At 56.8% G+C, this 26,878-nt stretch carries 20 protein-coding genes and 1 riboswitch; of the genes, 12 read left to right on the top strand and 8 right to left on the bottom strand.

All coding sequences use genetic code 11. The annotated features are described in order from the left end of the window. Positions 1-191 precede the first annotated feature (191 nt). A complete protein-coding gene (locus AC4LF3_RS15995) occupies positions 192-791 on the top strand; it encodes a peroxiredoxin (RefSeq protein ID WP_010795585.1) in 600 nt (199 codons plus the stop codon). A gap of 177 nt (positions 792-968) precedes the next feature. After that, the gene (gene trxB, locus AC4LF3_RS15990) at positions 969-1,931 is read left to right on the top strand and encodes a thioredoxin-disulfide reductase (RefSeq protein WP_434134814.1); all 963 of its coding nucleotides are present in this window, start codon (positions 969-971) and stop codon (positions 1,929-1,931) included. Positions 1,932-2,002: 71 nt separating this feature from the next. Here the strand turns inward: trxB and AC4LF3_RS15985 are convergent, their stop codons facing one another. After that, positions 2,003-3,406, bottom strand: a complete 1,404-nt coding sequence (locus AC4LF3_RS15985) for an adenosylmethionine--8-amino-7-oxononanoate transaminase (protein ID WP_434134813.1) — start codon at positions 3,404-3,406, stop codon at positions 2,003-2,005. A 131-nt stretch (positions 3,407-3,537) separates the two neighbouring features. Here AC4LF3_RS15985 and AC4LF3_RS15980 point away from each other — a divergent pair, with 131 nt between their 5' ends. From AC4LF3_RS15980 to adeC, 6 genes are all read left to right on the top strand, one after another. Further along, positions 3,538-5,112 (top strand): flavin monoamine oxidase family protein, encoded by a 1,575-nt coding sequence (locus AC4LF3_RS15980; RefSeq protein ID WP_491835777.1) that lies wholly within the window; start codon positions 3,538-3,540, stop codon positions 5,110-5,112. Positions 5,113-5,308: 196 nt separating this feature from the next. Then, positions 5,309-5,857: a cytochrome b gene (locus tag AC4LF3_RS15975; protein ID WP_010795581.1), complete on the top strand. Its 549-nt coding sequence runs from the start codon at positions 5,309-5,311 to the stop codon at positions 5,855-5,857. A 30-nt stretch (positions 5,858-5,887) separates the two neighbouring features. Beyond that, entirely contained in the window at positions 5,888-6,466 is a 579-nt protein-coding gene (locus AC4LF3_RS15970; RefSeq protein WP_026003820.1) for a YceI family protein, read from the top strand. A 383-nt stretch (positions 6,467-6,849) separates the two neighbouring features. Continuing rightward, on the top strand, positions 6,850-8,064 hold the full coding sequence (locus AC4LF3_RS15965) for an efflux RND transporter periplasmic adaptor subunit (RefSeq protein ID WP_010795579.1): 1,215 nt from the start codon (positions 6,850-6,852) through the stop codon (positions 8,062-8,064). A gap of 14 nt (positions 8,065-8,078) precedes the next feature. After that, positions 8,079-11,216, top strand: a complete 3,138-nt coding sequence (locus tag AC4LF3_RS15960) for an efflux RND transporter permease subunit (RefSeq protein ID WP_010795578.1) — start codon at positions 8,079-8,081, stop codon at positions 11,214-11,216. Positions 11,217-11,218: 2 nt separating this feature from the next. Then, entirely contained in the window at positions 11,219-12,739 is a 1,521-nt protein-coding gene (gene adeC / locus AC4LF3_RS15955; protein WP_491835774.1) for an AdeC/AdeK/OprM family multidrug efflux complex outer membrane factor, read from the top strand. An 86-nt stretch (positions 12,740-12,825) separates the two neighbouring features. Here adeC and rhlE2 read toward each other — a convergent pair whose 3' ends face one another. From rhlE2 to ahcY, 3 genes are all read right to left on the bottom strand, one after another. Then, positions 12,826-14,763 carry an RNA helicase RhlE2 gene (gene rhlE2 / locus AC4LF3_RS15950; RefSeq protein WP_150346720.1) on the bottom strand — a complete coding sequence of 646 codons (1,938 nt, stop codon included), beginning with the start codon at positions 14,761-14,763 and terminating at the stop codon, positions 12,826-12,828. Positions 14,764-14,910: 147 nt separating this feature from the next. Beyond that, on the bottom strand, positions 14,911-15,759 hold the full coding sequence (gene metF, locus AC4LF3_RS15945) for a methylenetetrahydrofolate reductase [NAD(P)H] (protein ID WP_010795575.1): 849 nt from the start codon (positions 15,757-15,759) through the stop codon (positions 14,911-14,913). 117 nt (positions 15,760-15,876) lie between these two features. After that, complete coding sequence (gene ahcY, locus AC4LF3_RS15940) at positions 15,877-17,283, bottom strand: adenosylhomocysteinase (RefSeq protein ID WP_010795574.1); 1,407 nt, start codon at positions 17,281-17,283, stop codon at positions 15,877-15,879. A gap of 69 nt (positions 17,284-17,352) precedes the next feature. Continuing rightward, positions 17,353-17,448: riboswitch (S-adenosyl-L-homocysteine riboswitch) on the bottom strand. 186 nt (positions 17,449-17,634) lie between these two features. Between ahcY and AC4LF3_RS15935 the strand changes: the two genes are divergently transcribed. From AC4LF3_RS15935 to AC4LF3_RS15925, 3 genes are all read left to right on the top strand, one after another. After that, complete coding sequence (locus AC4LF3_RS15935) at positions 17,635-18,039, top strand: acyl-CoA thioesterase (protein ID WP_010795573.1); 405 nt, start codon at positions 17,635-17,637, stop codon at positions 18,037-18,039. A gap of 65 nt (positions 18,040-18,104) precedes the next feature. Beyond that, a complete protein-coding gene (locus tag AC4LF3_RS15930; protein ID WP_491836311.1) occupies positions 18,105-18,725 on the top strand; it encodes a TetR/AcrR family transcriptional regulator in 621 nt (206 codons plus the stop codon). A gap of 391 nt (positions 18,726-19,116) precedes the next feature. Beyond that, positions 19,117-20,607: an NCS1 family nucleobase:cation symporter-1 gene (locus AC4LF3_RS15925; protein WP_312270368.1), complete on the top strand. Its 1,491-nt coding sequence runs from the start codon at positions 19,117-19,119 to the stop codon at positions 20,605-20,607. A 9-nt stretch (positions 20,608-20,616) separates the two neighbouring features. Here the strand turns inward: AC4LF3_RS15925 and AC4LF3_RS15920 are convergent, their stop codons facing one another. Then, positions 20,617-21,099: a metallophosphoesterase family protein gene (locus tag AC4LF3_RS15920; protein ID WP_010795569.1), complete on the bottom strand. Its 483-nt coding sequence runs from the start codon at positions 21,097-21,099 to the stop codon at positions 20,617-20,619. A gap of 108 nt (positions 21,100-21,207) precedes the next feature. Continuing rightward, complete coding sequence (locus AC4LF3_RS15915; protein ID WP_312270366.1) at positions 21,208-22,584, bottom strand: nucleobase:cation symporter-2 family protein; 1,377 nt, start codon at positions 22,582-22,584, stop codon at positions 21,208-21,210. 317 nt (positions 22,585-22,901) lie between these two features. Between AC4LF3_RS15915 and AC4LF3_RS15910 the strand changes: the two genes are divergently transcribed. Continuing rightward, on the top strand, positions 22,902-23,516 hold the full coding sequence (locus AC4LF3_RS15910) for a DedA family protein (protein ID WP_150346722.1): 615 nt from the start codon (positions 22,902-22,904) through the stop codon (positions 23,514-23,516). Between the two features lie 29 nt (positions 23,517-23,545). Here AC4LF3_RS15910 and AC4LF3_RS15905 read toward each other — a convergent pair whose 3' ends face one another. Both AC4LF3_RS15905 and AC4LF3_RS15900 read right to left on the bottom strand, forming a co-directional pair. Beyond that, a complete protein-coding gene (locus tag AC4LF3_RS15905) occupies positions 23,546-24,112 on the bottom strand; it encodes a hypothetical protein (RefSeq protein WP_491835769.1) in 567 nt (188 codons plus the stop codon). A gap of 86 nt (positions 24,113-24,198) precedes the next feature. Further along, positions 24,199-26,850, bottom strand: a complete 2,652-nt coding sequence (locus AC4LF3_RS15900; RefSeq protein WP_491836310.1) for a bifunctional diguanylate cyclase/phosphodiesterase — start codon at positions 26,848-26,850, stop codon at positions 24,199-24,201. Between the last annotated feature and the right edge of the window lie 28 nt (positions 26,851-26,878).

Genomic DNA, 26,878 nt, shown 5'->3' with positions numbered 1-26,878 from the left:
ACGGTCGAATGCCAATAGTGACCTGTAAACAGCCGTGACGTGATTCTAGGGTTGTGCGTTGTGGCGTACCATAGTGTCCGACATCAGGCGGGTCCGCATAGGTTATGCCTATGATTTGGATTGAAACTCGCCATTTTATCCAAAGCGGCAAGCCGCGTAGGCTGCTGCCTTATCGCGTTAAGGAGAGGCTAATGAGCGTTCTGGTAAACAAGCAGGCCCCGGATTTTACAGCTCCAGCTGTTCTAGCTAACGGTACTATCGTCGAGAACTTCCAGCTGTCCACTTTGCGTGGCAAATACGTTGTGCTGTTCTTCTGGCCGCTGGATTTCACCTTTGTTTGCCCGTCGGAAATCATTGCCCACAATAACCGCATCGCTAAATTCCGTGAGCTGGGCGTAGAGGTCGTTGGTGTGTCCATTGACTCTACCTACACGCACTACGCCTGGCGTAATACGCCAGTAGAGAAGGGCGGCATTGGCCCGGTCGAGTTCACCATGGTGGCTGACGTCAAGCACGAAGTAGTTCGCGCCTATGGCATCGAGCATTCGGATGGCGTGGCGTTGCGAGCGTCTTTCCTGATCGACAAGGAAGGCGTCGTGCAGCATCAAGTGGTCAACAACCTGCCGCTGGGCCGGGAAGTGGATGAGATGGTGCGTCTGGTTGAGGCACTGCAGTTCACTGAAGAGCATGGCGAAGTCTGCCCGGCTGGCTGGCGCAAGGGGCAGAAAGGTATGAAGGCCGACGCAGAGGGCGTTGCTAACTACCTGGCTGAAAACGCTCATAATCTGTAACTATTGGGCAGGCAGGTCCTACACGGGCCTGCCATCCAGACAAGGTTCTGGACAATAAGCGGGAAATCCCGCACGGTTCGCGGGCTGTCGACTTTGTAAGCCTTCCCCTGGTGCTTCGACAGCCCTTTTTATTATTAGCACGTGTGCCGACGCCCTATGCGCGGCATGGAGACAAACATGTCTGAAGTTCGTCATGCTCGAGTCATCATTCTCGGTTCCGGCCCTGCCGGTTACACCGCGGCAGTCTATGCTGCACGCGCCAACCTCAAGCCGTTACTGATTACTGGCATGCAGATGGGCGGACAGCTGACTACCACGACTGAGGTAGACAACTGGCCGGGCGACCCCCACGATCTGACAGGGCCTGCGCTGATGGAGCGGATGCGTGAGCATGCCCAGCGCTTTGAAACCGAGATCGTGTTCGACCATATCAACGGTGTGGATTTGGCCAACAAACCTTTCACCCTCACGGGTGACAGCGGCACCTATACCTGTGATGCACTGATCATCGCAACCGGCGCCAGTGCCCGTTACCTGGGCCTGACCAGCGAAGAGAGCTTCATGGGCAAGGGCGTATCGGCCTGCGCTACCTGTGACGGTTTCTTCTACCGTAATCGTGAAGTGGCTGTAGTGGGCGGTGGTAACACTGCTGTGGAAGAAGCGCTTTACCTGGCCAACATTGCCAGCAAAGTTACGCTGATCCACCGCCGCGATACGTTCCGCGCTGAAAAGATTCTGCAGGACAAGCTGAAGTCCCGTGTGGCCGAAGGCAAGATCGAGCTGAAGCTCAACGCAGCTGTAGACGAAGTGCTGGGCGACAATATGGGCGTTACTGGTGTTCGCCTGAAGAACAACGATGGCAGCATAGATGAAATCCAGGTTGCCGGCCTGTTCGTTGCGATTGGCCACACGCCAAACTCCTCGCTGTTCGAAGGTCAGCTTGAGCTGAAGGATGGCTATGTAGTGGTCAAGGGCGGCCGTGAGTCCAATGCTACGGCAACCAGCATCGAGGGTGTGTTTGCTGCTGGTGATATCGCCGACCACACCTACCGCCAAGCGATTACCTCGGCGGGCGCTGGCTGTATGGCTGCGCTGGATGTCGAGCGCTACCTGGATGGCTTGGGCGATAACCTCTGGTAAGCCAGTCTCTGGTAAACCCTGTGGTTTCATGAAAAAGCCCCGCTTGTGCGGGGCTTTTTTGTTTGGCTGAATCAACCCGGGTCGCGATGATTCGGATGAAAGCCGCTCACTGGAGCCTGTACGGTTTCACGGGTGGCTATGTCGATTCCTTCACTGGCGACCTCGGCCAGGAAATCAATCTCTTCTGGCGTGATGATGTAGGGCGGCAAGAAGTAGACCACGTTACCCAGCGGACGAAGCAGGGCTCCCCGGGTAAGTCCATGCTGGAATACCTTGAGGCCACGTCGTTCCTGCCAGGGGAATGGTGTCTTGGTGGTTTTGTCCTGAACCATCTCGATGGCGAGCGCCATTCCGGTCTGGCGCACTTCGGCGACATTGGGATGATCCACCAGATGCCGGGTGGCCTGTTGCATCCTTGCAGCCAGTGCCTGATTGGCCTTTATTACCTTGTCTTCTGCAAAGATATCCAACGTTGCCAGGGCTGCGGCGCAGGCCAGCGGGTTGCCTGTGTAGCTGTGGGAATGCAGGAACGCACGCAGGGTATCGTATTCATCATAGAACGCCTGGTAGATGTCATCTGTAGTGAGGCAAGCTGCAAGAGGCAGATAGCCGCCTGTCAGAGCCTTGGACAGGCACAGAAAATCCGGGCGGATACCGGCCTGCTCGCACGCAAACATCGTTCCGGTACGGCCAAAGCCGACGGCGATCTCGTCGTGGATAAGGTGCACGCCATAGCGGTCACAGGCCTCACGCAGTAGCTTCAGGTAAACCGGATGGTACATGCGCATGCCGCCGGCACCCTGAATCAGCGGTTCGATGATGACAGCGGCTACTTCCTGATGATGCTCCGCCAGGGTCTGCTCCATATGGGCAAACATGGCGCGGGAATGCGTTTCCCAATCCATGCCTTCCGGGCGCAGGTAACAGTCGGGGCTGGGAACCTTGAAGGTATTCAGCAAGAGCGATTTATAGGTTTCGGTGAAAAGCGCAACATCGCCTACCGACATGGCCGCTACCGTTTCGCCATGGTAGCTGTTGGTCAAGGTGACAAACTTGTTCTTTTCTGGCTTTCCACTGTTGAGCCAGTAGTGATAGCTCATTTTCAACGCAACTTCGATGCAGGACGATCCGTTATCGGCATAGAAGACGCGATCAAGGCCCGCCGGGGTCAGCTGTACCAGTCGTTCGGACAACTCGATCACGGGCTGGTGGCTGAAGCCGGCCAGAATCACATGCTCCAGTTGGTCAACCTGATCCTTGATCCGCTGGTTGATACGTGGGTTGGCATGACCAAATACATTGACCCACCACGAGCTGACCGCATCAAGATAGCGGTTGCCCTCAAAGTCTTCCAGCCATACACCACGACCAGATTTGATCGGGATGACTGGCAAGCGCTCATGGTCTTTCATCTGGGTGCAGGGATGCCACAACACATCCAGGTCACGCTGCATCCACTCGGCATTCAGGCCCATAAAGGTCATCCTCCAAACACATTTGGCTGGCAAGCCTATGCAATGCTCCGAACGGTAGCAAGGCGCGTCTAGTGGATGCCGCTTCGCTGGCGTATGCTGCGCACCGCCGTTGGGGCTGAGGAGTCTGAAAGATGTCGGTACGTGTAGCACGTCTCGGAGCGCTTGCTGTTTATGGGTTGTTCAGCGTATCTGCGCTGGCTGCAGGCAAGGTGGAAAAGCATGTTGAAAAGCATGCGGAAAAACCGACCGCAAAGGAAGCGGAGCAGCCTGTTGCCAAAGGTAATGGCCGGTCGGCCATCGTAATCGGCGCCGGCATGGCCGGTCTGGCCTCGGCCTATGAGCTGCAAAAAGCCGGTTGGCAGGTGACGCTACTTGAAGCCAAGCCCAGTGTTGGCGGACGCTCGGCGCTGGCGACCAGTGAGTGGATCGGTAATGCCAAGGCTCAGCCGGCCCTCAATAGCTATCTGGATACCTTCAAGATCAAGACGGTCGATGCACCTAGCTATGTGCGCACACCGGGTTATCTAATCGACGGGCAGTATTATTCGCCAGAAGATCTTGCCCAAAAAATGCCGGACGTGAGCGCTGCACTCAAGCGCGTCGACAAGGTGCTGGATGAGCTTGCGGCATCAATCAGTGATCCGCTCAAGCCGACCGCTGGAAAAGGCCTGTTCGCACTGGATCAGACGAACGTGGCCAGCTGGCTGGATAAGCAGAACCTACCGCCATTGGCGCGCAAACTGATCAATCAGCGTATCCGTAGCCGCTATGATGAGCCATCGCGCCTGTCGCTGTTGTATCTGGCTCAGCAGACCCGCGCCTACCGGGATATCAGTGACGCCGATCTGCGTGCGGCCCGTCTGCCGGGTGGTAGTACCGTGCTGGCCCAGGCATTTGTCAAGCAGATCAAGACGCTCAAGCCCAACTCCAAGGTGTCGGCTATCTCGCAGGACAAGGATGGCGTGACCGTCAAGGTAGGGCCTACGGGGTACCATGCCGATTATGTGGTCATGGCAGTGCCCCTGCGTGCCTTAAGCTCGATCCAAATGACGCCGGAACTGGCCGAGGCACAGCGGGCTGCGCTCAAAGGCACGAACTATGGATGGAGAGACCAGATTCTTCTGAAGTTCAAGACGCCGGTCTGGGACAGCAAATCTCGTCTGTCTGGCGAAATCTATAGTGATCAGGGGCTGGGCATGCTGTGGATCGAGCCGGCCGTGAAAGGTGGCGCCAACGTGCTGATCAACCTGTCCGGTGATAATGCCCGTGTGATGCAGGCGTTCGGAGATCGCCAGTTGGCAGATCAAGTCCTGATCCGTCTGAACGCTTTTTATCCCAAGGCTCGCGGTGCATTTTCCGGCTACGAAGTGCGTCGCTACAGCACCGACCCAGGTGTAGGTGGTTCCTATCTGGCCTATGGCCCGGGGCAGGTCAGCCGTTACTGGCGTGTATGGGAGCAGCCTCAAGGGCGCGTCGTCTTTGCTGGCGAGCATACCGATGCGCTGCATCCGGGGACATTGGAAGGCGCCCTGGCCAGCGGTCAGCGGGCCGCTCGACAGGTCGAAGATCTCGCAGCAGGCAAATCCGCTGCGCCTGAGACCAAGCCTACCGATGCCAAGCCTGCCAGCCTTGCGCCTGACGCAGCACCTAAAGCTACTGACGAGAAAAAGGGCTTCTTTTCTCGCATGTTCTCTTGGATGCATTGATTTACGACATGTTTCACCGCCTGGCGTCCTGCCGGGCGGCCTTCTAGCCTTACCCCTCTAGCACCTACGTTTTCCGTTCAGCCAGAGTTGTCATCTTGTTCTATCTAATAAAACGATCGATTAAAGCAACTTTTTCCGCTTCATTTCGATACGTTTATCGCTAGGCTTGCTAGCAGCATGAACAAGGAGATTCATGATGAATTGGCGTAACGATCCGCATCGCTATGGGCTTGTCAGCGTAACCCTGCATTGGGTGATGGCGATCGCCATCGTTGCCCTCTTTTGGCTTGGACTGTGGATGCGGGGGCTTGATTACTACAGTCCCTGGTATCACCGAGCACCCGAGATTCACAAGGGCATCGGCATCATTCTGCTGATTGCTCTGCTCATGCGTATCGTCTGGCGTTTCGTCAGCCGGCCGCCTGCCATCGAAGGAAGCCGAACGACTCAATTGGCTGCCACGTTTGGCCATCTGGCGCTGTATGCGCTCATGCTGGGCGTTATGGTCGCAGGTTATTTCATCTCGACGGCTGAAGGCCAACCGATCAACGTATTTGGCTGGTTTAATGTGCCGGCTACCGTCAGTGGGTTGCGTGATCAGGCTGATTGGGCTGGGGCGATTCATCTCTGGTTGGCCTGGACGTTGATCATTCTGAGCGGGCTGCATGTACTTGCCGCGCTCAAGCACCACTTTATCGACCGCGATGCCACATTGTTACGCATGTTCGGCCGACGCCGGGCATGACGTGACCTATTTCAGAAGGGAGACATCATGATGTTGAAGAAAAGCTTCGCTGCTCTGGCATTGGGAACTGCACTGTTGACCGCCGGCCACGCCATGGCCGCCGATTACAAGATCGACAAGGAAGGGCAGCATGCCTTTATCCAATTCCGTATTCAGCACCTGGGTTATAGCTGGCTCTATGGGACATTCAAGGATTTTGATGGCAATTTCACCTATGACGAAAAAAATCCGTCTGCAGACAAGGTGAAGGTTACGATCAAGACCGATAGCGTCGACACCAACCATGCCGAACGTGACAAGCATTTACGCAGCGCCGACTTCCTGAACGTATCAGCGCATCCGACGGCAACCTTCGAGTCCACCAAGGTGACGCCGACAGGTGATAATGCAGCTGACATCGAAGGCAATCTGACGCTTAACGGCGTGACCAAACCTGTCGTGATCAAGGCCAAGCTGATGGGGCAGGGCAATGACCCGTGGGGTGGCTACCGCGCCGGATTTGAAGGCTCGACCAAGCTCAAGCTCAAGGATTTCAACATCCAACGTGACCTGGGTCCGGCTTCGCAAGAGGTTGAGTTGACCCTGTCACTGGAAGGTGTACGCCAGTAACTAAATATTTCGATACACAAAGCGCAGTTCCGCAAGGGCTGCGCTTTTTTTATGGGCCTAGTCTGACAAACGTGATAATAGCCTTTAAATCTTCATAACTTCTGCACACTGTCTAGGCTAAATAACCAAGTTCAGCAGTGCTCTAGCCTGTTAACCATGAAACGCATCACATCGAATGCGGGTCTGTTGAAAGCTCAGGAGCAAGATGCCAAATGGTTTTTTCAATCGCTTGGATAAGTCCCCGCAGGCGGCTTGTTCCTGTTTACAAACAACCATGTACGTAAGTATATTGGGCGATCACAAGAATCTGCCAAGAATGATGCGGCCGCATAGCGGCGCGTTGCCTAGCACCCTATTCAAAGGTTTTGTTCAAGGACTCCGATATGCACATCAAGTCGGCGCATGCTTATTTTGTCCCGGTTTTATTGCTGGCGACGCTGACGCTCAATGGATGCGGTAAGCAGGATCAGGATCAGCAGGCTCAGCAACAGCAGCCACAAGCGGTTGAAGTGGGTGTGGTTACGCTCAAGGAACAGCCGGTTACCCTGACGACTGAATTACCTGGCCGGACCTCGGCATTCCGTGTAGCGGAAGTCAGACCTCAGGTCGGTGGTATTCTCCAGAAGCGTTACTTCAAGGAAGGTTCTGAGGTCAAGGCTGGCCAGCAGCTCTATCAGATCGATCCTCGCACCTATCAGGCCAACCTGAATGCAGCCAAGGCCACTTTGGCACAGGCGCAGGCGACCATGGCGTCCAACCGGCTCAAGGCCCAGCGCTATGCTGCCTTGGTAAAGGACGAAGCGATCAGCCGCCAGGAAGCGGATGACGCCCAGGCGACTCTCAAGCAGAACGAAGCCCAGGTAGAGACTGCCAAGGCTGATCTGCGTACTGCAGAGATCAATTTAGCCTATACCAAGGTGACGGCGCCGATTTCGGGACAGATCAGTCGTTCACTGGTGACAGAAGGTGCGCTGGTTACCGCTGATCAGGCGACTGCCTTGGCCATCATCAACCAGCTTGATCCCATTTATGTGGACGTGACGCAGTCCAGTACCGAGATGCTGCGTCTGCGACGTGAGCTGGACAGCGGTCTGATCAAGCGGGCGGGTGAAGATGCCGCCCAGGTGAAGCTGATGCTGGAAGACGGTTCCGAATACAAGCATCTGGGCAAGCTGCAGTTCTCTGAGGTGTCAGTGGATCAGGGAACCGGCTCGGTTACCATTCGTGCAGAGTTCCCCAACCCTGACCGTTTGTTGCTGCCAGGCATGTTCGTGCGTGCGCAACTGCAGGAAGGAGTCCGTCAGACGGCTATCCTGGCGCCACAGCAGGGCATCTCGCGCGACCTAAGAGGTAACGCCGTAGCGATGGTTGTTACGCCGGACAACAAGGTCGAGCAGCGTACCGTGAAGACCGAGCGTACGATCGGCACCAACTGGCTGATCTCCGATGGCCTGAAGGCGGGCGACCAATTGATTACGGAAAACCTGCAGCGTATTCGCCCGGGTGCTTCGGTTACGACCAAGCCGGCCACCAATGTGGCTGGGCCTGGCGATTCGGCACAACCTGCTCAGCAGGGTAGTGCCGACAAGCAGCAATAAGGGAGCCGCTGTCGATGTCAAGATTTTTTATTGACCGCCCCATTTTCGCCTGGGTACTTGCCCTGGTGATCATGCTGGCGGGCGGTCTCGCCATTCTTAACCTACCGATCAACCAGTACCCAAACATCGCGGCACCGGCTGTTTCGATCCAGGTGAGCTATCCCGGCGCGTCGGCACAGACCGTTCAGGATACAGTCGTCCAGGTCATCGAGCAGCAGATGAACGGGATCGACAACCTACGTTATCTCTCCTCGGAGTCCAACTCCGATGGCAGCATGACCATTATCGTGACCTTTAACCAAGGCACGGACCCGGACATTGCGCAGGTTCAGGTACAGAACAAGCTGCAGCTGGCGACACCGCTTCTGCCTCAGGAGGTGCAACAGCAGGGCCTTCGGGTGGCCAAGTATCAGCGTAACTTCATGCTGGTAGTGGGTCTGGTGTCAAACAACGACTCCCTGACTCGTGAGGATCTGTCCAACTACATCGTGTCCAACATGCGTGACCCCATCGCGCGGACACCGGGTGTAGGTGATTTCCAGGTCTTCGGCTCGCAGTACGCCATGCGCATCTGGCTAGACCCGGCCAAACTGAATAAATATCAGTTAATTCCCGGGGATGTTTCCAATGCCATTCAAAGCCAGAACGTCCAGTTGGCTTCGGGCTCGCTGGGCGGTTTGCCTGCCGTTGAAAATCAGCAGCTCACCGCTACGATCATTGGCCGTACTCGTCTGGAAACCCCAGAGCAGTTCGGTAACATTTTCCTGAAGGTCAATCCCGATGGTTCCCAGGTGCGGCTGCGTGACGTCGCACGTATCGAGCTGGGCGGTGAAAACTATTCGATCGACGCCCAGTTCAACGGCAAGCCTGCGTCGGGTATGGCGCTGCGTCTGGCGACCGGGGCCAACCTTCTGGACACGTCCAAGGCCGTTCGTGCGACCATTGAACGACTCAAGCCGTTCATGCCCGAAGGTATGGAAGTGGTGTACCCGTACGACACCACACCTGTAGTAACTGCCTCCATTCATGAGGTGGTCAAGACACTGGGCGAGGCGATTCTGCTCGTATTCCTCGTGATGTATCTGTTTCTGCAGAACTTCCGAGCCACTTTGATCCCGACCATTGCAGTTCCGGTCGTTCTACTGGGTACGTTCGGTATTTTGTTCGCGTCAGGCTTTACCATCAATATCCTGACCATGTTCGGGATGGTGCTGGCGATTGGTCTGCTCGTGGACGATGCCATCGTTGTGGTGGAAAACGTCGAACGGGTCATGGCGGAAGAGGGACTGAGTCCCAAGGAAGCGACCCGCAAGTCCATGGACCAGATCCAGGGCGCGCTGGTGGGTATCGCTCTGGTGCTGTCAGCGGTATTCGTGCCGATGGCCTTCTTTGGCGGGTCGACCGGGGTGATCTATCGGCAGTTCTCGATTACCATTGTTTCCGCTATGGCCCTATCGGTGCTGGTTGCTTTGATCCTGACGCCAGCGCTGTGTGCCACGATCCTCAAGCCGGTCGACAAGAACCATCACGAGAAGCGCGGCTTCTTTGGCTGGTTCAACCGCAAGTTCGACAGTGGCGTCAACCGTTATGAGCGCAGCGTCGCTACTGTTATCCGTCACAAGGTACCGTTCCTGCTGGTATATGTCGTCATTCTGGCTGGCATGGCGTTCATGTTTACCCGCATTGCATCATCCTTCCTGCCTGAGGAAGACCAGGGCGTAATTTTCGTGCAGGTAACCACACCAACCGGATCGTCTGCGGCACGTACCCAGGTTGCGCTGGATCAGATGCGCGAAATGATGATGAAGAACGAGCCGTCGGCAGTCAGCTCCATGTTTACGGTCAACGGCTTCAGCTTTGCCGGCCGTGGTCAGAGCTCCGGCCTTGCATTCGTTCAGCTCAAGCCTTGGGAAGATCGTCCGGATGCCAAGGACCGCGCCAGTGCTGTAGCCGGACGCGCCATGGGTTATCTGTCGCAGATCAAGGATGCCATGATCTTTGCCATCGTTCCGCCAGCGGTACTTGAGCTGGGTAACGCTACCGGTTTCGACTTCTATCTTCAGGACAACTCCGGCCTTGGCCATGAGAAGTTGATGGAGGCGCGGAATCAATTGCTGGGCATGGCGGCACAGAATCCGAAGCTGACTCAGACTCGCCCCAATGGTTTGAATGACGAAGCGCAGTACAAGCTGATCATCGACGATGAAAAGGCCCGTGCGCTAGGTCTGTCCCAGACCGATATCAACCAGACCTTGTCAATTGCCTGGGCCTCCAGTTACGTCAATGACTTCATCGACAGAGGCCGCGTAAAGCGTGTGTATGTACAGGGCGAAGCCGATTCACGGATGAACCCGGAAGATCTGAGCAAGTGGTACGTACGTAACAGCAATGGCGAGATGGTGCCGGTATCGGCCTTTGCCCATGGCGAGTGGGTCTACGGTTCACCCAAGCTTGAGCGTTATAACGGTATCTCGTCTGTCGAGATCCAGGGCTCTCCTGCGCCTGGTTACAGTACGGGCGATGCCATGACCGAAATCGAGAACATGGCCAAGGAGCTACCGCAGGGCGTTGGTATTGCCTGGACCGGCATGTCGTACGAAGAGCGACTTTCAGGTTCGCAGGCACCTGCCTTGTATGCCTTGTCCCTGGTAGTGGTCTTCCTCTGCCTGGCAGCACTATATGAGAGCTGGTCGATCCCGATTGCGGTCATTCTGGTAGTACCGCTGGGCGTGATCGGTGCGCTCCTGGCTACCTACTTCCGAGGTTTGGCAAACGACGTGTTCTTCCAGGTGGGCCTGCTAACCACCATTGGTTTGTCAGCCAAGAACGCGATTCTGATCGTGGAGTTTGCCAAGGAGTTGCACGAGGGCGGCAAGAACATCGTCGATGCCGCCGTAGAAGCCGCACGGATGCGTCTACGCCCGATTATCATGACGTCCATGGCCTTTATCTTGGGCGTGGTTCCGCTGGCCATCTCCAATGGTGCCAGCTCCGGTAGTCAGCATGCGGTTGGTACGGGCGTGATTGGCGGGATGGTAACCGCAACCGTTTTGGCGATCTTCTGGATTCCCATGTTCTACGTCGTGGTCAGCAGTTTGTTCAAGGACAAGGCTTCACGTGATCAGGAATCAGGCGCCGAGGGAAGACATTGAGTATGAAGAAGTCTCTTTTATCCATCGCAATAGGTGCAGTGCTGCTTTCGGGCTGCACCCTGACTCCCGACTACGAGCGGCCTGCATCGCCTGTGGAAAACGCTTGGCCGCAAGGCGAGGCGTACAAAGGCAATCCAACCAGCAGTGGTTCGGAATACACGGCCGATATTGGCTGGCGTGAGTTCTATAGCGATCCGCAATTGCAGCGTCTAATTCAAGTCGCTCTGGATAACAACCGTGATCTGCGGCAGGCGGCTCTGAATGTTCGCCTGTATCAGGCGCAGTATCGTATCCAGCGTGCAGAGCTGTTCCCGACCATTGGCGTCAATGCCAATGGTTCGCGGACGCGTACGCCGGCAGACATGAGCTCGGCAGCGGCGATCCAGGAGTTGCTGCAAAACACTGGTCAGGCTGGCGCGGGAAGCTCTCGTAGCGGCTCGATCAACAGCCAATACACGGTAACGCTTGGCATGTCGGCCTATGAGCTGGATCTGTTCGGTCGGCTGCGCAGTCTGAATGAGCAGGCCTTACAAAGTTATTTTGCAACCGTTGAGGCGCGGCGCAGTACCCAGATCAGCCTGATTTCCGAAGTGGCCAACGCCTACTTCACCTGGAAAACCGATCAGAAATTGCTCCAGCTTACCCGCGATACATTGGACGCTTATCAGCGCTCATTCGATCTGACCAAGCGTCTGCTGGATAATGGGGTGGGTAGCGGTCTGGATCTACGTCAGTCCCGTACGGCGCTGGAGGGCGCTCGGGCGAGTCTTGCGCAGTACACTCGTCAGGAGGCGCAGGATCGCAATGCGCTGGGGTTGCTGTTGGGCGCGCCCTTGCCGACCGATCTACCGGCCGGCAAGAGCCTGGATGACAATGACCTGCTGGCCAAGCTGCCAGCTGGCTTGCCGTCGCAGCTGTTACAGCGCCGTCCGGATGTTTTGCAGGCCGAGCTTAACCTCAAGGCAGCCAATGCCAATATTGGAGCCGCCAGGGCAGCGTTCTTCCCAAGCATCAGCCTGACCGCCCAGGGTGGAACGGGTAGCCGGGAGCTTTCTGGCTTGTTTGATGCCCATTCGGGATACTGGACATTCGCACCCAGCATCAATATCCCGATCTTTACCGCCGGTAGTCTGAAGGCAAGCCTCGATGCGGCCAAGATCCAGAAGGACATCAATATCGCTGCGTATGAGAAAGCCATCCAGACAGCCTTCCGGGAAGTGTCTGATTCTCTAGCTGCACAGGGAACCTATGATGACCAGCTTCAGGCCCAGCGTGATCTGGTGACGGCAAGTCAGGAGTATTACGATCTGGCTGAGAAGCGTTACCGTCAGGGCATCGATAACTACCTGACTGTGCTTGATGCGCAGCGATCCTTATATTCGGCTCAGGAGCAGCTGCTCGCAGACCGCCTTAATCAGCTCAGCAGCAGTGTGACGCTGTACAAGGCGTTAGGTGGTGGCTGGTTGGAGCATACGACGGATAACAACGTCAGTGCGACGCCCGCAATCACATCAAAGCGCTAGTAAGGCGGACATGAAAAAGCCGACTCGATTGAGTCGGCTTTTTTATGCCTATTTTTCCCTCCAGCTTGCGCTGGAGGGAAAACGCATCAAGCGTCAGCGTCAGCCGAGCGATTACGTGTCAGCAAGGCAGGCTTTTCAGCCTTTGGACGAACCTGGAGCGAATCCAGTTGCTCAGGCGTCAGCATGCGGTCTGCACGAGAAGGCTTGTGCAGAATGCGAGGTTGCGGCTTGCTGGGTGCACGCTCCTCTGTCATAGCGGGACGCGGCTCACGGGGTTCGCGTGGCTGGTAAGGACGATTCTCCTGACGGGGACGTTGTCCGGCCGGCTTGTTGCGACGCTTGTTCTGAGCTGGGCCACGACTATCGGTTGCAGGCGCGTTGCTGGCATTGGCCGCACCTTGTCTAGGACGGGGCGGGCGTGCTTGAGCCGTAGCGCCTGAAGTCGCTGCGCCTTGGCTATGGGTACGCGGCGGTTGCCCTTGACCTGGACGACGCGGACCACCATTACGGCGATTCTTGCCTTGATAAGGGCTGACATAATCGACCCGGTTACCAAAGTTATCGAAATCGTCATCCAGAAATTCTTCCGGATCGCGGTTCTGGGGGCTCTGAGTTGTCTGCTGGGGCTGGCGCTCGCCGCTGCGCTCCTGGCGTGGCTTGTTTCTACCGGCGCGTGCCTGGTCCTGACCCTGGTTCTGCTGGCGGCCACGACGTGGCTGGCGTGCCTGCCGCTCCTCCTGCTGTGGTGCTGCGTGTTCAGCAGAAACTTCACCTTCCGCTGCTCTTGCAGGCTGCTCTTTGCGGGGTGCACGTGGCTGTCGTGCCTGGCGACGGGGCTCGCGTGGCTCACGCGCTTCTACTTTCTCAACCGGTGCGCTGGCAGGGTCAAAGCCCTGCATGTCACCGTCAGGGATGTTCTGCTTGGTCAGGCGCTCGATGGCGCGCAGCAGTTTCTCCTCGTCGGGAGACACAAGGGATATGGCTTCGCCGCTACGACCGGCACGACCTGTACGGCCGATGCGGTGTACGTAATCTTCCTCCACATTCGGCAACTCGAAGTTGACGACATGGGGAAGCTGGTCGATGTCCAGACCGCGAGCGGCAATATCGGTTGCTACGAGCACGCGAATGGAATTGTCCTTGAAATCGGCCAGCGCTTTGGTACGTGCGTTCTGGCTCTTGTTTCCATGGATAGGCGCAGCCGGAAGGCCGTTCTTGTTCAGGTATTCGGCCAGGCGGTTGGCACCGTGCTTGGTCCGTGTGAAGACCAGCACTTGTTCCCAGGCGCCAAGAGTAATCAGATGAGCCAGCAAGGCGCGTTTCTGGGCAGCGGCAATACGGAAGACACGCTGCTCGATACGTTCGACCGTGGTGTTTGGCGGCGTGACCTGGATGCGCTCGGGATTACGCAGGAGCTTGTCGGCCAAATCGGTAATGTCTTTGGAGAACGTTGCCGAAAACAGCAGGTTCTGCCGTTCTTTGGGAAGCAGGGCGAGAACCTTCTTCACGTCGTGAATGAAGCCCATGTCGAGCATGCGGTCAGCTTCGTCCAGCACGAGAATCTCGATGGCTGACAGATCGACGTTATTCTGACCGGCAAGGTCCAGAAGACGACCAGGGCACGCTACCAGGACGTCAAGGCCCTTGGAGAGCGCAGTGACCTGGGGCTTCATGCCAACACCACCAAAGATGCAGGTGCTGCGCATGGGAAGGTCGCGTGCATAGATCTTGAAACTATCATGCACTTGGGCGGCCAGCTCCCGGGTAGGCGTCAATACCAACACACGGGCTTGGCGCGGACCGGCTTTTTTGCCGTCAGGTTGTCCGTTCGGAAAGAGCCGCTCGAGAACGGGGAGGGCGAATCCACCCGTCTTGCCAGTACCGGTCTGGGCCGCAACCATCAGGTCACGGCCTTGCAGTACAGCGGGAATGGCCCGTTGTTGAACGGGAGTCGGGTTGACATAACCCGCGTCGTTTACTGCGCGGGATAGGGCCTCGGAGAGACCGAGGGAAGTGAAGGACATGCGGGGTTCCTGTCTACTAAGTCGGCGTCCCGCCGACGTTGGGGCGCGGTTTCGCCTGAAACTGACGACAATAATGTGTTCGTCTTCTCCACACGCTACCGCCCTGCGCTGGGTGGAAGGCTGGAAAATGGCTCCAGGCGATGATGTTCAGCTTTTAAAGCCAAGGTTATTCCAAATGGCCAGGCTGGGTTCAGCCTGATTCAATGTGTAGAAGTGCAGGGCAGGCGCTCCGCCGGCCAGCAAGCGTTCACACATGTCTGTCACGATTTCCTGGCCAAACGCCTGAATGCTTTTGACATCGTCAGCATACGCTTCCAACTGCTTGCGAATCCAGCGTGGGATTTCGGCGCCACAGGCTTCGGAAAAGCGAGCCAGGCTGCTGTAGTTGGTAATCGGCATGATGCCAGGAATGATGGGTACGTCTGCGCCTAGCTTGCACGCTCTGTCGACAAAATGAAAGTAGCTGTCGGCATTAAAAAAGTATTGTGTGATCGCGCCGTTGGCTCCAGCCTTGATTTTGCGAACAAAATTGGCGAGATCGGCTTCGAAGTTGCGTGCCTGGGGATGAACTTCCGGATAAGCGGCAACTTCGATGTGAAAATGATCACCGGTTTCTTCGCGGATAAAGCTAACCAACTCGTTGGCGTAACGCAGTTCGCCGCCGGAAATCCCCATGCCGGAAGGAAGATCACCGCGTAGTGCCACAATACGCGTGATGCCCGCTTCACGGTAGCGAATCAGCAGGTCCCGTAATTCGGCCTTGGAGTCGCCTACGCAGGAGAGGTGGGGCGCTGTAGGAATCCGAATCTCGCTGTCGAGCTGAAGAACGGTATTGAGGGTACGGTCCCGGGTCGAGCCGCCAGCACCATAAGTGCAGGAGAAGAATTCTGGGGAGTAGCCGGCCAGCTGGCGAGCAGTATTGAGCAATTTTTCGTGGCCGGCTTCGGTCTTCGTCGGGAAGAACTCGAAACTGACGTTGGGTGTGGTACGAGTCATGGGTAATCCCTGGAGCGCATTGGCGCTTCCTCAAGAAACACCGCCGCTTGGGCGGTGTTGTCCTGAACTGCCGAGGAGAAGGGGAAGACCTTCTCCGTGTCGATTGATGCCTACCGCTTAGTAGCGATAGGTTTCCGGCTTGAACGGGCCGTCCTGCTCAACGCCAATGTAGTCCGCCTGTTCTTTGGTCAGACGTGTCACGACACCGCCGAAGCCCTTGACCATTTCCAGCGCCACTTCTTCGTCCAGCTTCTTGGGCAGAACCATAACCGTGACGTTCTTGGTCTTTTCAACTACAGGAAGGTCGGCGAACTTCTCATTGAACAGGTGCATCTGCGCCAGAACCTGGTTGGCAAAGGAGCCGTCCATGATGCGGCTTGGGTGGCCGGTCGCATTGCCTAGGTTGACCAGGCGACCTTCGGCCAGCAGGATCAAATAATCATCGTTGGCCGGATCGATGTCCTTACCGGTGCGGTGAATCTTGTGAACCTGCGGCTTCACTTCTTCCCAGCCCCAGTTCTTGCGCATGAAGGCTGTATCGATTTCATTGTCGAAATGGCCAATGTTGCACACCACGGCGCGCTTCTTCAGCTTTTTCAGCATGTTGGCGTCGCAGACGTTGGCGTTGCCGGTTGTGGTGACGATCAGGTCGATCTTGCCCAGCAGATCGGCATCAACGCAGGCTTCGGTGCCATCGTTCTGACCATTCTTGTAGGGCGAAACGACTTCATAGCCGTCCATGCAGGCCTGCATGGCACAGATCGGGTCGACCTCGGACACTTTCACGATCATGCCTTCCTGGCGCAGGGAGGCAGCAGAACCCTTGCCTACGTCGCCATAGCCGACAACCAGCGCCTGCTTGCCGGAGAGCAGGTGGTCGGTAGCGCGCTTGATGGCGTCGTTCAGGCTGTGGCGGCAGCCGTACTTGTTGTCGTTCTTGCTCTTGGTAACGGAGTCATTGACGTTGATCGCCGGGATCTTCAGGGTGCCTTTCTTCAGCATGTCTTGCAGGCGATGTACACCAGTAGTGGTTTCTTCAGTAACGCCGTGAATCTTTTCCAGGGCCTGCGGATACTTATCATGCAGGATCTGGGTCAGGTCGCCACCATCGTCCAGGACCATGTTGGCATCCCAGGGCTGGCCATCTTTCAGGATGGTCTGCTCGATGCACCACTCGTATTCTTCTTCGGTTTCACCTTTCCAGGCAAAGACCGGAATACCGGCAGCGGCAATGGCGGCAGCGGCCTGATCCTGGGTAGAGAAGATGTTGCAGGAGGACCAACGCACTTCAGCGCCCAGCGCGACCAGTGTTTCGATCAGTACGGCAGTCTGGATGGTCATGTGGATGCAGCCCAGAATCTTGGCGCCCTTGAGCGGTTGCTCGCCGGCGTACTTGCGACGCAAGGCCATCAGGGCAGGCATTTCGGACTCGGCGATGATGATTTCGCGGCGGCCCCAGTCAGCCAGGGAAATGTCGGCAACCTTGTAGTCGTTGAAACCGGCAGGCGTGATAACAGCGCTCATTAAGCTCTCCATTCGTTCGAAGTTGTTGGCTGCCCCGGCGATAACGTGCCGCTGCAGGACAGCTGTAAATGCGAATGGGCGCCGTTGATGCGTGTGCAGGCCAGGCCTGCGGCTACGCTCCCCCGAGCCTGACAGGAAAACCCTGCTGCAGCGCCCCTCGGTAGGATGGCGGGTAGCGATTTGAGAATCGCCATGGGCTCGAAGTATAGCGGGCAATCCTCAGGCTTTGTAGGTGTACCGGATTCATGATGATCAGTAATTGACTGCATAGAGAGGAACGACCGCTTCGATGGCTTCTCTAACCGGCGGAAGGGTTTAAGCTTGTGGACCGCTATTACTCAAGGAGACGACATGAATTTCCATACACGCAAGTGGGTAAAGCCCGAGGATCTGAACGCCAACAACACCCTATTTGGCGGCAGCCTGCTGAAGTGGATAGACGAAGAGGCTGCGATTTATGCCATCGTTCAGTTGGGCAACCAGCGGGTCGTCACCAAATATATTTCCGAAATCAATTTTGTTAGCGCATCGCGTATCGGTGACATCATCGAGCTAGGGATCACGGCTACTGAATTTGGCCGCAGCTCCATTACCCTGCGCTGTGAAGTCCGCAACAAGATTACCCGCAAGAGCATCCTGACCATCGACAAGATCGTCTTCGTCAACCTGGACGAGGAGGGTAATCCGACTCCCCATGGCAAGACGAAGATCACGTACATCGAAGATCAGTTCAAGGATGAAGAAAAGGGCGCCTGAGTCGCTCTAGGTTCGCGACAGACCTTGGAGTAGCCTTGGCGTTTACTGCTCGTATCGGAAATGCCATGGCTAATCACAAGATCGAGATCCGCCTCAGGAATACGCAGAAGATATTGCTGGCTGCCGAAAAGGTGTTTGCCGAGAAAGGGTTTGGTACTGCTTCCATGGGCGATATTGCCCAGGAAGCAGAGCTGCCGCGGTCGAACCTGCATTATTACTTCTCGACCAAGGATGACCTGTACCGTGAGGTGGTGCTCGGATTACTGGAACTCTGGAAACAGGATGCCATCTGTTTCGAGCAGTTCGATGACCCCCGGGTAGTGTTGACGAGCTATATCCGCGCCAAGATGAACCACTCCCGTACGCGTCCCTGTGGCTCTAAGATCTGGGCCAACGAAATCATGCATGGTGCACCGCTGCTAGGGGCCGCTCTGGATGAACACCTGATGGAGTGGGCCAGACTCAAGCAGGCTAAGATCAAGCAGTGGGTGGATGACAAACGTATCCTGCCGGTAGAGCCGGCTTATCTGCTCTACATGATCTGGGCCTCGACTCAGCACTATGCAGACTTCAATTATCAGATCGACCTAATCAACGGTCATACGCCCTTGAGCGATCGCCAGTTCGAGCAGGCTGTACAGACAGTGACGGCGGTTGTCCTGCGCGGAATTGGTCTGGAGCCTTGAGCATTCCTAACGTAGCTGTCAGGAATAAAGGGTATCCGGCGCTGCCTTGGTGATCGCCGCTCACCAAATTGTTGCACAGGCTATGGCTTGGCTTTTCTGAACTTAATCAATGAGTTGGTTGCTTTTGCAACGCGTGCAAGCGATCACACTGCTTTTTTCTGCACCAGTTTGATTCCTGACAATGCTGTTAGGACGCTTCGCTTCGGTGATCAGCTGTCATTTCCTTGCTAGGCAAACCAATATTCCAGGTGCGATATCAAGGACTTAGCGCAAGGCCCGCTCCCCTGACTATTTTCGATCACGGTTCCGGCACGCTTATTGAGAGAAAGGGCGATCAGCCTGCTAGCAGGACCTACTCACCCCCTATGAGAGAAAACAGGGAGAGCATGCCATGCCATACAACAGATCCGAAGTGATTGTGCGCGATGGTCTTCATGAGCTTCATGCCGGCCCGGATGTTCTGGACAGCCCACGCTATAACCACGACATGGCGCCTACTCAGGTAGCGGAGCGTTCCTGGAATAAGTGGCATATCGCAGCGCTGTGGGTGGGCATGGCCATCTGCGTACCCACGTACACCCTGGGTGGCGTACTGACGGCTTACTTTGGATTATCAGTGGGCGAGGCGCTGGTTACCATTCTGCTGGCCAACCTGATCGTGCTGATTCCCCTGACATTGAACGCGTTTCCAGGCACCAAGTACGGGATTCCTTTTCCGGTCCTTCTGCGCAGCTCCTTTGGCATTCTGGGCTCGAACGTGCCCTGCCTGATTCGAGCAGTCGTGGCCTGCGGCTGGTTTGGCATCCAGACGATGTTTGGCGGTTTGGCGATTCACCTGTTTCTCGGGTCACTTTTCGAGGGCTGGAAGGCCTTGGGCAGTACGGGTGAGGTCATTGGCTTCATGGTGTTCTGGACGGCCAATCTATGGGTGGTCATTCGAGGCGCCGAGTCGATCAAGTGGCTGGAGACCTTGTCTGCGCCGCTCCTGTTACTTGTCGGGGTCGGTCTTCTGATGTGGGCGATGCCCCATGTGTCGATGACGGAGCTCCTGTCCCAGCCAGCCAAACGACCGGAAGGCGAGGGGGTGACCAAATATTTTCTGGCAGGCCTGACTGCCATGGTGGGTTTCTGGGCGACTCTCTCGTTAAACATTCCAGACTTCAGTCGCTATGCCAGAAGCCAGAAGGATCAGATCATAGGGCAGGTAATTGGCCTGCCGGTCACCATGTTCCTGTTTGCCTCCCTGGGCGTGGTAATGACGGCCGCTTCGGCGGCCCTGGTGGGCGAGACGGTGTCTGATCCGGTTTCGCTTATCGGTCATATCCAGAGCCCTGTTTGGGTCGCCTTGGCCATGGCCTTGATCGTAGTTGCGACGCTGTCGACCAATACAGCTGCCAATATCGTTTCGCCCACGAATGATTTCCAGAATCTTGCGCCCCGGCTCATCAATCGGACCCGAGCCGTATTGATAACTGGGTTGGTGGGCCTGGCGCTGATGGCCCATGAACTGCTCAAGAAACTAGGCTGGATTGTCTCGGATGTCAGCTTGGAGAGCGTGTACTCGAACTGGCTGCTGGGGTACTCCAGTCTTCTGGGACCCATCGCCGGCATCATGGTGGTGGACTACTTCATCGTGAAAAAGCAGCAGCTTGATCTGGCCGGGTTATACCGTGACGACTATTACCCAGCCTACAACGTGGCGGGTTTCGTTGCGTTCGGTATTCCTGTCGTGCTGACGCTCATGGCGTTGACAACGGGTGTCATGACCTGGTTTTACGATTACGGCTGGTTTACCGGTTCGGCACTTGGTGGGGTGATTTACTTTGCCTGTGCCGGGCAGCGTCATCGCAGCCCGGTGCCGCTGGCCAGGCCTTCGCTGTGAAGGCCCTGACTAGACTTCCAGGGTAATGAGTTCGGCGTTGACCTCAGTACCCTGTATGGTCAGGCGTCCCAGAGAGACAGGCAGCTTGAAGCGGCGAGGGCCAGGGCTGCCTGGGTTGAAGTAGAGCACGCCCTCGCGCTCCTCCCGTTTTGGCTTATGCGAATGCCCGCAGATTACAACGCGAATACCTTCGGCCGCCGGATCAATCACCAGATCCTGGAGGATGTGGATCACGTAGAGATCGACCTCGCCAAAACGAAGCGTAGCTGTTTCAGGTAGGGTCTGGGCCCAGTCGTCCGTGTCGTTATTGCCGCGGACGACGGTAAGGGGAGCTATTTCCCGAAGTCGCTCAAGGATTTCGGGCTTGCCGATATCACCGGCATGGATGATATGGTCGCTCCCTTCAAGTGCACTCAATGCGCCGGGGCGCAGGAGGTTGTGCGTATCGGCGATAACGCCAATGCGAAAAATCGGATGGTTGGAGGCAGGCATGGTTCTCCCGTACACAGGCTGGGTCTGTATAACCTTTGACCGATAAAGTGTGTAAGGGTTGAATGAGTGTGATCGACGCCCAGTGCAGGCGTCGATCACAAGCGCCCTTTATTCCTGTGCTATGTCTGTGGTGCTGTCTGGCAGGAACCAGTTCATGATCAGAGCGCAAAGCCCTCCCGTGGCCACACCTGAATTCAGCACATCACGTAGCGCTGCTGGCATGTGGGCGAGAAACTCAGGGACCTGGGACACACCCAGACCCAGTGCCAGGGAAACGGCAATAATCAACAGGGCACGGCGGTCCAACTGAATGCCGGCCAGAATGTTGATCCCCGAAGCTGCAACGGCGCCAAACATCACCAGTGCGGCGCCACCCAATACTGGCTCTGGTACGGCCTGAATAATGCCAGCAACGGCTGGAAACAGGCCGAGCAGAACGAGAAAGACGGCAATCCACAGCCCGACGTGGCGGCTGGCGATACCCGTCAGTTGGATCACGCCGTTGTTTTGCGCAAAGATTGAGCTGGGAAAGCTGTTGAACAGTCCGGCCAACAAGGAATTGGCTCCATTGACCAGCACACCGCCCTTGATCCGGGCCATCCAGACCGGACCCTCTACCGGCTGGCGGGACACTTTACTGGTTGCGGTCACGTCACCGATGGCTTCCAGGGAGGTGACGAGATAGATCACCAGCATGGGAACGAACAGTGCCCAGGAAAAACCCAGCCCAAAATGCAGGGGAACCGGCACCTGGAACAGAGGCGCTTCATGCATGCCGGTAAAGTCCAGACGTCCCAGATAGGCCGCCAGGCCGTAGCCGACCAGGAGCGCAATGACGATGGCCGCGCTACGCACCCATACCACGCGAACGCGGTTGAGCACGACGATGATTGCCAGCACCACACCGGACAGCAGCAGATTCTCGCCGTTGGCAAAGGTACCCTGGCTCATGGCTGAGAAGCCGCCGCCCATACTGATGAGTCCGACCTTGATCAAGGTAAGACCGATCATCAGCACCACGATGCCGGTTACCAGCGGAGTAATCAGGCGCTTAACGAAAGGCAGTATTCGGGAAATACCCATTTCGACGAAAGAGCCTGCCATGACCACGCCAAAAATGGCAGCCATTACGGCTTCGACCGGCGTGCCTTGCTTAACCATCAGCGCGCCGCCAGCGATCAAGGGGCCGACAAAGTTGAAGCTGGTACCCTGAACGATTAGTAGCCCTGCCCCGAACGGGCCGAAACGGCGACACTGGATGAACGTGGCAATGCCTGAAATCACCAGGGACATGGACACGATCAGATTGGTATCCCGTGGTGAGACACCCAGTGCCTGGCAAATTAGAAGGCCTGGAGTGACGATAGGCACGATGATCGCCAGCAGATGCTGCAACGCAGCGAGCAGGGCGATAGGCAGGCGAGGCCGATCGTCGAGACCGTAGACCAGTTCATGGCAGGAGGGAGAGGCGTCCGGCTGGCTCATGTAGCGGTTCCGCAAAAGGCGGCAAGTGTACTGTTCCGGTGATGCGCCGCACAGTCTTCATCGCATAAAAGAGACGGGCAATAGGACAGGCTGCTGCCATGCGCCTTGGGCATGGCGTTAACGTTCAGTAATAAAGACGAAAGTCCCACGGCCTAACTTTACCAGTATCCAGGGTCTTAGGCCTTATTCTGATGGCAGGCGCTTGGCATTCACTACTCCAATCCCGCCGGGCTTCATGGCAAGCACTTCAGCAGTCATGCCATGCAGATCCAGCAGCCAGGTTGCCCATACCTTCTTCTTTTACCGAGGGCTTTTGCGTGTTTGACGCGATCACAGGGTTGATTCAACAGGGGGGTTACCTGGGCATTCTTTTGCTCATGTTTCTGGAAAACGTGTTTCCGCCTATTCCATCGGAGGTCATTATGCCGCTGGCAGGGTTTCTAGCGGCGAGAGGGGAGCTGAATTTCATCGGCGTGGTGCTGGCGGGAACGCTGGGGTCCTTTCTGGGCGCGCTACCGTGGTATTACGCTGGTGCGGTATGGGGAGAGGCGCGCATGCGCAAGCTGGCGCAGCGTTACGGGCGCTGGCTGACTCTTTCGGCCAAGGACGTCAGTGAGGCCTCTCTCTGGTTCAGGTCGCATGGCAGTAAGGCTGTCTTCTTTGGCCGCCTGGTACCGGCAATCCGTACCCTGATTTCTGTACCGGCCGGTATTGCCCATATGCCGTTTCGTCGCTTCGCCGGGTATACCCTGGCGGGTTCTCTGATCTGGACAACGGTGCTGACACTGGCGGGTTACCTGCTGAATGCCGAATACGAGCGTGTCGCGACGCTTTTGGATCCGGCCTCCAAAATAGTTCTGGCAGTGATTGTGCTCGTTTACCTGTATCGCCTGTTTAAAACCAACAGTCGGGAAGACTGCCGGGAAGGCTAGACGGGTTGGAATAGCGCCAGGGATGAGTCCTAGCGCTGATCCAGCAGACGCCTGCGCTCGGCTTTCTGTGCTTCTACCTGCGCCTTTTTCTGCTCGATCGCGGCGCGTGCACGCTCTGTTACGCTGGGGCGCGGTGCGGGCTCGGGGGCTGGCTGGGGCGTTGGTGGGGTTGGCCTGGGATAATGATGCCAGGGCGGACGGTGTCCGCCATAATCGTAATAGGGCTCTGGATAGGGATAGTAGCGGTCCTGCCGGCTCGGTGGCGGGACATCATAGTCATCATCGTCGAGATCGTAATAACGATCAGCGTCTGACGGTGTGCGAGTGCTTGGCCGGGACGTCTCGTCTCGAGGCTTAGTGTTGGGCTTTTCCACTACTAGTGGCGTCGGGTCGGCCATACGGGTGACCGGGCCACTGCCTCTTGGTGGAGGGTTATCAACTTCGATACGGTCGGCCAGGGATTGATCAGATGGGCAATGGCCTTGTGTAAACGTGATCTGGCCTGCCTTGTCGACGCATTTGAGTATGGTGTCTGCCTGGGCATGGGTGACGCCGCCCAGGCTTGAGACCGCAACCGCCAGAATTGCCCACTTCATAGCAATCCCCTCTAACGTACCTGCATGCCACTCTAGCACTTTGCAGGTCGGGTCATCTAAACGGTTACTGAAGAAAACCGTGAAGGTTAGGCCAGGGAGTGCTGCGCTGCTGACAGAAAATCGAACAAGCCTTCCAGAGGCAGTGGCTCGGCCAGAAAATACCCCTGCGCCTCGTCGCAACTCGCGCGCTTGAGCAGTTCGAGCGTCTCTTCGTCTTCCACACCTTCCGCCACGACAACAAGGTTCAAGGCATGGGCCATGTCGGTAATGGCCTTGATGAACACGTAGCGGTCCAACCCTTCGGCGGGATGGGTAATAAGCGTGCGGTCGAGTTTGACGGTATCAATAGGAAAACGCCTAAGATAGGACAGGCCGGAGTAGCGGGTTCCCAGGTCGTCTACCGCCAGTTTGACACCCAACGTTTTCAGCGCTCCGAGCGCCTGATTGGAGGCGTCCATGTCTTCAATGAAAGCCCCCTCGGTCAACTCGAGTTCCAGGTGACAGGGTCTCAGTTTGGTTGTGTTCAGAATCGCTTCTATCCTGTCCTTCAAATGTGGTGACTTGAGCTGGAGGGGTGAAAGGTTCACGGACAGTTCCAGCGACTGCCCAAGTCGACTGGACAGGTCGTGAATTTCCTGACAGGCCTTTTGCAGAACCCACAGCCCCAGCTCGTCTATCATGCCAATCTCTTCGGCGATCGGAATGAAATCCACAGGCGAAATCCAACCCCGCTCCGGGTGATGCCAGCGAATCAAGACCTCAACGCCCTGGGGGGTGCCCTCAGGCAGCCGAATACGCGGCTGGTAGTAAAGCGAAAACTGATTCTGCTCCAAGGCGTGGTACAACGCCGTTTCCAGCACCATGCGGTTTTTGGCTTCGACACTCATTTCTTCTGAGAAGATGCGGCAACAATGGCCTCCTGCCGCCTTGGCACGATACATCGCAATATCTGCATGCTGGACCAGTTGTTCCTTGGTATGGCCGTGCTCAGGGTAGAGTCCTATCCCTACCGACGCACCGGAAAAAACACGGCTGCCATTGATTTCGATCGGAGCCGCAACCGCTCGGATGATGGCGTTAGCCACCGCTTGAACGGAGATTTCACCTTCCGGGGCGTGGGCCACCACGACAAACTCATCGCCACCCAGGCGCGCCACCAGATCACCCTGAGGTACCGCTGCCCTCAATCGCTGCGCCACTTCGCGCAGCATTGTGTCGCCTGCATCATGCCCCATCGAGTCGTTGACCTGCTTGAAGCGGTCCAGGTCGATCAGCATGATGGCAAGGCAGCTGTTAAGCGGCGTGAAATTGATCAGAGCCTGCAAATGCTCGTTCAGGTACGCCCGATTGGGCAGCCCTGTCAGCATGTCATGGTTGGCCAGCTGGTGCAGGCGACTTTCGGCCAGCTTCTGCTCGGTGACATCCGTATAGCTGCCTGCCCATTCGATAAGCTGACCTTCCGTATCAAGAATGGGAACGGCATAACCACTGACATGGCGATATTGACCATCGGCCCGGCGCAGCCGGTACTGGGCATATACCGGCTGGCGGTCCTGCAGCATTTTGGCTCCCAGCGCAGCGGTGGGCTCCTGATCGTCCGGGTGAACCACGTTCATCCAGCCAAACCCCTGCATTTCCTCCGGAGTCTGGCCGGTAAAGGCACACCAGTCCGGCTGAGGAGAAACAATTTCCAGGGTAGGCGAAGCCGTCCACACGATGGCTCCTGTAGCATTTACCAGTGAGCGAAAGCGTTGTTCGCTGGCTTGAAGCGCCAACTCTGCCGCTTTGCGCTCCGTGGTTTCCCGGTCGCGCTCGATAACCAGCGCCGCAGTATTGACCAGCAGGCGCATGGACTCCTGCTCTGAATCGCTCGGCTCGCGCGCCTCCCTGCAATAATAGGCCAGGGTGCCCAATACTCTTCCAGAGGATGACAGGATCGGCTGAGACCAGCAGGCGTGGAAACCATAACCAAGCACCACAGACTTGGCTTCAACCCAGCGCGGATCGTTCTCAATATCGCTGACGATAGTCGAGGTGCCGGTATACGCGGCCGCTCCACAGGAGCCGGCGAGGGGGCCAATCGGTATGCGTTCTACGGCCTGATTGAACGATTGGGGGAGCGAGGGGGCCGAGCCAAAGCGCAGGTGCAGGCCATCGGTGTCCATGAGCATGACCGATGCCCAGATGTTGCCACCTGCCTGCTCTTCCGCAGAGCGGGTCAGGGTATCGAGAATCTGCTTGAGCGGGGCTCCCGCGACGGCCTGTGCCAGTGCCTGCTGCTGACCGTTGGCCAGGGCCTCGGTGCGTTTCAGATCACTGATATCTGACGCAATGCCCCGTAGCCGGAGGCTGTCAGCGTCGCTTAGCACCTTGCCTTTGACGCTGATCCAGCGAGTGCGGCCGTCTGACAGCAGCAACCTGCAGTCGAAATGCCAATGCTCGGCACGTTTCGCTGCCGTTTCGATGACGCGGCGTACACGCCTTTGGTCATCCGTGTGGATACGCTCGAAAAACTCCTCGAGCGCCCATGTATCCGGCTGTATGGACGTACCGAAATCCGGCCCGTTTCTCAGCAGACAGGTCAGCGTTCCGCTAGCGACGTCCAGTTCCCATTCACCCAGATCCGCTACATCGAGCGCGAACTGCAGGCGTGCCTCAAGTTCAGCAGCGGAGGAGGAAGGCGAGGGGGTGGTGTTGACATCCTTTTTTACCCTGAGCTCGGCATTGGTGTCCGGCATATCGTTCACTCGAAGTTTCCAACTATCG

This window comes from Pseudomonas sp. C2.3V (genome assembly GCF_058536325.1).
Note: the sequence above shows the minus strand (reverse complement) of the source record. Positions and strands in the feature narration are given on the sequence as shown.

What these genes read in the sequence shown, in the direction of transcription:
- rhlE2 (WP_150346720.1), bottom strand. Translation starts at nt 14,763, where the DNA reads ATGTCCTTCACTTCCCTCGGTCTCTCCGAGGCCCTATCCCGCGCAGTA.
- AC4LF3_RS15930 (WP_491836311.1), top strand. Translation starts at nt 18,105, where the DNA reads ATGGCTAATCACAAGATCGAGATCCGCCTCAGGAATACGCAGAAGATA.
- AC4LF3_RS15975 (WP_010795581.1), top strand. Translation starts at nt 5,309, where the DNA reads ATGAATTGGCGTAACGATCCGCATCGCTATGGGCTTGTCAGCGTAACC.
- AC4LF3_RS15920 (WP_010795569.1), bottom strand. Translation starts at nt 21,099, where the DNA reads ATGCCTGCCTCCAACCATCCGATTTTTCGCATTGGCGTTATCGCCGAT.
- AC4LF3_RS15915 (WP_312270366.1), bottom strand. Translation starts at nt 22,584, where the DNA reads ATGAGCCAGCCGGACGCCTCTCCCTCCTGCCATGAACTGGTCTACGGT.
- AC4LF3_RS15935 (WP_010795573.1), top strand. Translation starts at nt 17,635, where the DNA reads ATGAATTTCCATACACGCAAGTGGGTAAAGCCCGAGGATCTGAACGCC.
- AC4LF3_RS15925 (WP_312270368.1), top strand. Translation starts at nt 19,117, where the DNA reads ATGCCATACAACAGATCCGAAGTGATTGTGCGCGATGGTCTTCATGAG.
- trxB (WP_434134814.1), top strand. Translation starts at nt 969, where the DNA reads ATGTCTGAAGTTCGTCATGCTCGAGTCATCATTCTCGGTTCCGGCCCT.
- AC4LF3_RS15905 (WP_491835769.1), bottom strand. Translation starts at nt 24,112, where the DNA reads ATGAAGTGGGCAATTCTGGCGGTTGCGGTCTCAAGCCTGGGCGGCGTC.
- metF (WP_010795575.1), bottom strand. Translation starts at nt 15,759, where the DNA reads ATGACTCGTACCACACCCAACGTCAGTTTCGAGTTCTTCCCGACGAAG.
- AC4LF3_RS15900 (WP_491836310.1), bottom strand. Translation starts at nt 26,850, where the DNA reads ATGCCGGACACCAATGCCGAGCTCAGGGTAAAAAAGGATGTCAACACC.
- AC4LF3_RS15995 (WP_010795585.1), top strand. Translation starts at nt 192, where the DNA reads ATGAGCGTTCTGGTAAACAAGCAGGCCCCGGATTTTACAGCTCCAGCT.
- AC4LF3_RS15985 (WP_434134813.1), bottom strand. Translation starts at nt 3,406, where the DNA reads ATGGGCCTGAATGCCGAGTGGATGCAGCGTGACCTGGATGTGTTGTGG.
- ahcY (WP_010795574.1), bottom strand. Translation starts at nt 17,283, where the DNA reads ATGAGCGCTGTTATCACGCCTGCCGGTTTCAACGACTACAAGGTTGCC.
- AC4LF3_RS15970 (WP_026003820.1), top strand. Translation starts at nt 5,888, where the DNA reads ATGTTGAAGAAAAGCTTCGCTGCTCTGGCATTGGGAACTGCACTGTTG.
- adeC (WP_491835774.1), top strand. Translation starts at nt 11,219, where the DNA reads ATGAAGAAGTCTCTTTTATCCATCGCAATAGGTGCAGTGCTGCTTTCG.
- AC4LF3_RS15960 (WP_010795578.1), top strand. Translation starts at nt 8,079, where the DNA reads ATGTCAAGATTTTTTATTGACCGCCCCATTTTCGCCTGGGTACTTGCC.
- AC4LF3_RS15965 (WP_010795579.1), top strand. Translation starts at nt 6,850, where the DNA reads ATGCACATCAAGTCGGCGCATGCTTATTTTGTCCCGGTTTTATTGCTG.
- AC4LF3_RS15980 (WP_491835777.1), top strand. Translation starts at nt 3,538, where the DNA reads ATGTCGGTACGTGTAGCACGTCTCGGAGCGCTTGCTGTTTATGGGTTG.